The following is a 5,553-nucleotide window of genomic DNA, read 5'->3' as shown; positions in this document are numbered from 1 at the left end:
CCACCGGACCGCGTCCGGCGGGGCGGAGTGCTGTCGGGCGGCAGGTCCCGTGCCGGCTCAGGACGCCAGCCGGGCCGCTGCGGCCGGCTCACGCGCCTCCAGCGCCGGATCGCCGGCCAGCACCGCCTGGTGCAGCCGCTGCAGCCGCGCCGACGGCTCCACGCCGAGCTCGTCGATCAGCGTCCGGCGCAGTGACCGGAAGGCGTCCAGTGCCCGCCACGGGCTGCCCGAGCGGTACAGCGCCGTCATCAGCAGCGAGCAGAGGTTCTCGTTCATCGGGTGCTGCGCGACGAGCATCCGCAACTCGCCGAGTAGCAACTGGTGGCGCCCGAGCAGCAGATCGGCCTCGATCCGTTTCTCCAGCACCTGCATCCGGGTCTCCTCCATGCCGAGGACCTCCGTCTCCAGCACCCGGCCGACCGGCACGTCCACCAGCGCCGGCCCCCGCCACAGCGCCAGCGCCCGGCCGAGCTGCCCGGAGGCGACCCGGGGGTCGCCGCCGTCCAGCGCGGCGTTGCCCAGCGCGGCCAGGCGCTCGAACTCCGCCAGGTCGCAGCTGTCCGGGCGGACGGCGAGCTGGTAGCCGCCGAAGGAGGTGACCAGTACCTCCTTGGCCGACCGGTGGGCGGAGGCCGGCAGCGCGGCCGTGATCTTCCGGCGCAGCTGCAGGATGTACGTCTGCAGCGTGGTGGCCGCACTGCGCGGGATGTGGTGTCCCCACACCTCCTCCATCAGGGTCGGCACCGGGACGATGCGGCCGGCGCGCAGCGCCAGCAGCGCCAGCACCTGCCGGGGCTTTCCGGCGCTCGGAACCATGGACCTGCCGTGCTCGCGGATGGAGAACTGACCCAACACCTCGATATCCACGATGGGATCCCCCTTCAAGGTTGGCTTTCCGTCCTGCGGTTGAGCATGTCATCCGGGCGGGGACGGGCCCAGTGACGTCGTCACGCATTCCGGTGTGACGCCGTCATGCGGGATGTGCTCCGGTTCATAGGAGGGGGCGGAAGGGCGGGTGCCGCGGGCCGGAAGGGCGGGTGCCGCGGGTCGGCCGGACGGGTTGCCGTAGGGCCGGTCGGCGAGGCCGCCTCCAGCGACGGTCCACCGGCGGTCCAGCTCCGGTGAACAGCCTTTCGGTGGACCGGACGACGGGGCCGGCCGACACGACCGAGTGGGATGGGGTGAGCGTGCATGGCCGTGGACGCGGGGAGTTTTCGCGAGCTGTTCGGCGCCTTCCCGACGATGGTCTCCATCGTCACGGCGATCGACGCGGCCGGCGAGCCGCGCGGCCTGACCTGCAACGCGGTGTCCGCGGTGTCCGTCGACCCGCCACTGCTGCTGGTGTGCGTGGACCGGCGCTCGCAGACCCTGGACGCCCTGCACAGCGCGGGCGCCTTCGTGCTCAATGTGCTGGCCGACGGCGCCCAGGACGTCGCGCGGACCTTCGCCGGACGGGCGGAGCGCAAGTTCGCCGGGCAGCGGTGGCGGCCGTCGGCGGCGGCCGGCGGCGCGCCCGTACTGGTCGACGCGGTGCTCGCCTACGCGGAGTGCGTGGTGGTGCAGAGCCTGGAGGCCGGCGACCACTGGATCTTCCTGGCCCGGGTGGACGGCGCCGAGACGCTGCCGCGCACGCCCGTGCTGTACCACCGGGGCGTTTTCGAGCCGTGGCGGCCTCACGCCCGGCAGGTCGGCAGCCGCCCGTGAAAGTCCACCATCTCGGCGAACAGCGCGCCGACGTCCAGCGCGGCCCCGGGCTGGGCCCCGAGCAGTTCGGCGTAGGCCCGGCGCAGGTTGGGGACGAGCCGTTCGGAGTCGAGCAGGGCGGCGAACTCGCCGAGTTCGCAGTCGCGGGCGGCCTCCAGCGGGCTGAGCCCGGCCGCCAGGCCGTCGGCCGCGAGCCGCTGGACCCACCGCAGGTAGCGCTCCGTCACGTCGAACAGCTCGGGGCCGCCCACCGGGCCGTGGCCGGCCACCACCGTCTCGGCGCCGAGCGCCCGCAGCCGCCGGACCACCTCGATGGATCCGGAGACCGAGCCCATCATGCAGAACGGGGTGACCCCGGACATCACCACGTCCCCGGTGAACAGCACCCGCTGCTCGGGCAGCCAGACCACCGAGTCGTCGCCGGTGTGGGCCGGACCGGGGTGGATCACCTCGACCACGGTGCCGCCGACGTGCAGGGTCACGCCGTCGCGGTAGGTGAGGGTGGGCGGCGCCAGCTCGACCTCGCCCCAGCAGACCTCCGGCCACAGCGTGGTCAGGTGGAGTCCGGCGGCCGTCATCTCGGTCCGGGTGCGTTCGTGGCCGACCACCACCGCCTCGGGGAAGAGGAAGTTGCCGAACGCGTGGTCGCCGTGGAAGTGGGTGTTGACCAGGTACCTCGGCGGCTCGGGCGCCACCGTGGCGACGGCCGCGCGCAGCCGGCAGGTGCGGGCCTCGGTCGCGGCGGTGTCGACCAGCGCCGACCGGCCGTCCGACACGACCAGGCCGGCGTTGCTCAGGCACCAGCCGCCGTCGGGCTGGACGTACGCGAAGACGCCGTCGGCCACCTCCTCCAGCCGGCCGGCCGGCGGTGGTGCGGTGGTGGGGGTGCTGTCGGTCGTGGTCACGGGACTCTCCTCGGTCGTCGTCGCGGCCCGCTCCCGGGGGTCGGGAGGCGTGGGCGCCGGTGACGTCCAACCATCCGTGCCGCAGGTGGAGTTCGGCTCGAACGGCAGCCATCGAACACGGCCTGCGGACAGCGCCCGCCTCTCCGGCATAGAGTCGATGGCGAGCCGCGACCAAGTCCGCTGTACGGGGGAGTACCGGATGTCACGCCTGCCCGATGAGAAACTTCCGTCCCGACTCGCTGTCCGCATGGTGCTCGGTGTCCAGTGCGGCATCGCCTTCATGATGGTCCTCAACCTCCTCGCCGAACACCCCACTCCGGCCCGGCTGGCCGGATCGCTGACCGCTTTCCTCGGGGTGTTCACCCTGCAACTGATGCACTGCCTGCCCGCCGGCCAGCGGTTCCGCGACCGTTACGGTCGACCCAGCCTCGCCGTCCAGGCCGCGCTGACCTACCTCCCGATGGTGCTCTGCGGCCTCAACTGGGGTGGTATGGCCGGGTTCCTGGCCGGCTCCACCCTGCTGCTGCTCCGCTCCCGGGTCGCCTGGACCCTGTTCGCGGTGGAGGCGGTCTCCACCGGGGCGCTGGCGGCGGTGCTCTCGCGTGACCCGTTGGGCGTCGCCTGGCTCATCATGTCGACGGTGGTGATCGGCCTGATCGTGTACGGGCTGACCAGGGTCGCCGAACTGGTCGCCGAACTCCACCGGGTGCGCGCCGAGGTGACCAGGCTGGCGGTCGACCGGGAGCGGCTGCGGGTGGCCCGCGACCTCCACGACCTGCTCGGGTACAGCCTCTCGGCGATCATGCTCAAGAACGAGCTGACGTACCGGCTGATGGGTCGCGACGACGAGCGGGCCAGGGACGAACTGTCCGAGGTCCTGACCATCACCCGGCAGGCGCTCGCGGACGTCCGAGGGGTGGCCTGGGGCTACCGGGAGATGTGCTTCGCCGACGAACTCGACTCCGTGCACGGGGTGTTGGACGCCGCCGGGGTGACGACCGTGGTGGAGCCGCTGCTGGAGGTCGGCTCGCCCGAGGTCAACACCGTGCTGGCGACCGTGCTGCGCGAGGGGGTGACCAACCTGTTGCGGCACAGCGAGGTGCGGCACTGCCGGATCTCGGTCCGCCGGCGGGGCGGGCGGGTGCGGCTGACCGTGTCCAACGACGGGGTGCGGCCGAGGGCGTCCCGGGGCCGGCGCCGCGGCGGCGGACTGGACAACCTGACGCAGCGGGTGGAGCGGATCGGCGGCAGTCTGACGTCGATCGTCGACCGGGAGGGCTGGTTCCACGTGGTGGCGGACTGCCCGGTCGAGCCGGGACGGGAGGTTACGGTATCCAGCCGTTGTCCCGAGCGATTCGAACCGCGTCCAGCCGATTTCGCGCGCTGAGCTTCACCACGGCGGTGGTGAGGTAGTTCCGTACGGTGCCGACGGACAGGTGCAGTTGCCCGGCGATGTCGACGGCCTCCTCACCCGCCGAGGCGCGGGCCAGGACGTCGGTCTCGCGGGGTGTCAGCGGGTTCCGGCCGCGGTCCCACAGGGCGACCGCCAGCTGGGGGTCGATCACCCGGCGCCCGCCGGCCACCGTGCGGATGGCGGCGGTGAGTTCGGACGGCGGGGCGTCCTTGAGCAGGTAGCCGTGCACCCCGGCGTCCATCGCCCGGCGGATCATCCCGGGCTGGTCGAGGGCGGTGAGGATCAGCGTCCGGCAGCCGGGCAGGCGGGCCTGCACCTCGCGGGCCGCGGTGATGCCGTCCAGGCCCGGCAGGTTGACGTCGATGACGGCGACGTCCGGCCGGTGTTCCAGTACCGCGGCGAGGATGTCGTTGCCGGTCGCGACCTCGGCGACCACCTCCAGGTCGTCCTCCAGGGTGAGGAGGGCGACCAGGGCCCCGCGCAGGATGCGCATGTCCTCCGCCAACAAGATCCGAATCATTGCGCCCGACCCCCGTCTGCCGCATGCCGACCCGCCCCGCGCAGTCCCGCGCAGTCCCGCCCCGCTGTGTCCGGCGATGTCCCGTCCGGCTACGCCGTGGTGACCATCGGTCGATGGTAACAACACCGTGTGTCGGGCAGGGACGCTCTCATAGCGGGCCCGGTTACGGGGTGGGGCGGGGACGGGTTTCCCGGCGGGTTCGGTGCGGGGAGTCGGGGGCGGGGTTGCGGATCGCGTCGGAGGGGTTCCGGATTCGGGGGTTCCCTGTCTATCTCGACGTGAAGTATCTTGATGTCGAGATTGATGATGGACGTGAAACGGGGGCCCGTCATGCGGGGGAACGGACTGTGGGCACAGCTGCGGCGACCGCCGGGCGGGCGGGACGCGCGGATCATGCTGCTGGCCCAGGGCGTCGACCGGACCGGCACCGGGGTGTGGGCCGCCGCCTCGGTGCTGTACTTCAGCTACGTCTGCGGGATGGACGCCGGCCGGCTCGGACTGCTGCTCGGCGTCGGCGCGGTGGCCGGCATCATCGGTTCGCCGCTCGCCGGGCGGGCCGCCGAACGGCTGTCGGTGCGCGCGCTGTTGATCGGCTGCCACCTGCTGCGGGTGGCCACCATGGCGCTGCTGCTGGTGGTCGACGAGTTCACCGCGCTGCTGGCGGCCGTCGCCCTGACCTGCCTCGCCGAACGCGGCGCCAAGACCCTGGAGATGCTGTTCGCCACCCGGGTCGCGGGCGAGCGCCGCGCCACCTACCAGGCGCTGTTCCGCAGCGTCGCCAACGGTGGGTACGCGGTCGGGACGGGCTTCGCGGCGATCGGCCTGGCCGTCGGGACCACCACCGCCTACCGGGCGCTGATCGTGGCCAACGCGCTCTCCTACCTGCTGGCCGCCGCGCTGATCCGGCGCACCGGGGAGCCGGCCGGCCGCGTTCTGGCGGCGGCCTCCTCGGCGGCGCCGGTGCCGGCGGACGGCGCGGCCGACGGCGCGGCCCCGCCGGCCGGCGGGGC

The 5,553-nt window shown here is 73.1% G+C and carries 6 protein-coding genes; 3 read left to right on the top strand and 3 right to left on the bottom strand.

The window, feature by feature from the left end:
- Window positions 1-57: 57 nt before the first annotated feature.
- Window positions 58-867, bottom strand: a complete 810-nt coding sequence (locus ACFWIS_RS40280; RefSeq protein ID WP_380461424.1) for a BTAD domain-containing putative transcriptional regulator — start codon at window positions 865-867, stop codon at window positions 58-60.
- 324 nt (window positions 868-1,191) lie between these two features.
- On the opposite strand from ACFWIS_RS40280, the gene ACFWIS_RS40275 reads away from it, so the two are divergent.
- Window positions 1,192-1,704: a flavin reductase family protein gene (locus ACFWIS_RS40275; RefSeq protein ID WP_380461425.1), complete on the top strand. Its 513-nt coding sequence runs from the start codon at window positions 1,192-1,194 to the stop codon at window positions 1,702-1,704.
- Here the strand turns inward: ACFWIS_RS40275 and ACFWIS_RS40270 are convergent.
- A complete protein-coding gene (locus tag ACFWIS_RS40270) occupies window positions 1,674-2,609 on the bottom strand; it encodes an MBL fold metallo-hydrolase (RefSeq protein WP_380461426.1) in 936 nt (311 codons plus the stop codon). The genes ACFWIS_RS40275 and ACFWIS_RS40270 overlap by 31 nt on opposite strands.
- A 247-nt stretch (window positions 2,610-2,856) precedes the next feature.
- On the opposite strand from ACFWIS_RS40270, the gene ACFWIS_RS40265 reads away from it, so the two are divergent.
- Complete coding sequence (locus ACFWIS_RS40265; protein WP_380461427.1) at window positions 2,857-3,996, top strand: sensor histidine kinase; 1,140 nt, start codon at window positions 2,857-2,859, stop codon at window positions 3,994-3,996.
- Here ACFWIS_RS40265 and ACFWIS_RS40260 read toward each other — a convergent pair.
- A complete protein-coding gene (locus ACFWIS_RS40260) occupies window positions 3,935-4,543 on the bottom strand; it encodes a DNA-binding response regulator (protein WP_380461428.1) in 609 nt (202 codons plus the stop codon). The genes ACFWIS_RS40265 and ACFWIS_RS40260 overlap by 62 nt on opposite strands.
- A gap of 330 nt (window positions 4,544-4,873) precedes the next feature.
- On the opposite strand from ACFWIS_RS40260, the gene ACFWIS_RS40255 reads away from it, so the two are divergent.
- The coding region (locus ACFWIS_RS40255) for an MFS transporter (protein ID WP_380524376.1) at window positions 4,874-5,553 on the top strand (680 nt) is incomplete at its 3' end.

The sequence above is a fragment of the Kitasatospora sp. NPDC127060 genome, assembly GCF_042724935.1.
In the GTDB taxonomy this organism is placed as follows: domain Bacteria; phylum Actinomycetota; class Actinomycetes; order Streptomycetales; family Streptomycetaceae; genus Kitasatospora.
This window is presented reverse-complemented; position numbering and strand designations above follow the sequence as displayed.

What these genes read in the sequence shown, in the direction of transcription:
- ACFWIS_RS40275 (WP_380461425.1), top strand. Translation starts at nt 1,192, where the DNA reads ATGGCCGTGGACGCGGGGAGTTTTCGCGAGCTGTTCGGCGCCTTCCCG.
- ACFWIS_RS40265 (WP_380461427.1), top strand. Translation starts at nt 2,857, where the DNA reads ATGGTGCTCGGTGTCCAGTGCGGCATCGCCTTCATGATGGTCCTCAAC.
- ACFWIS_RS40260 (WP_380461428.1), bottom strand. Translation starts at nt 4,543, where the DNA reads ATGATTCGGATCTTGTTGGCGGAGGACATGCGCATCCTGCGCGGGGCC.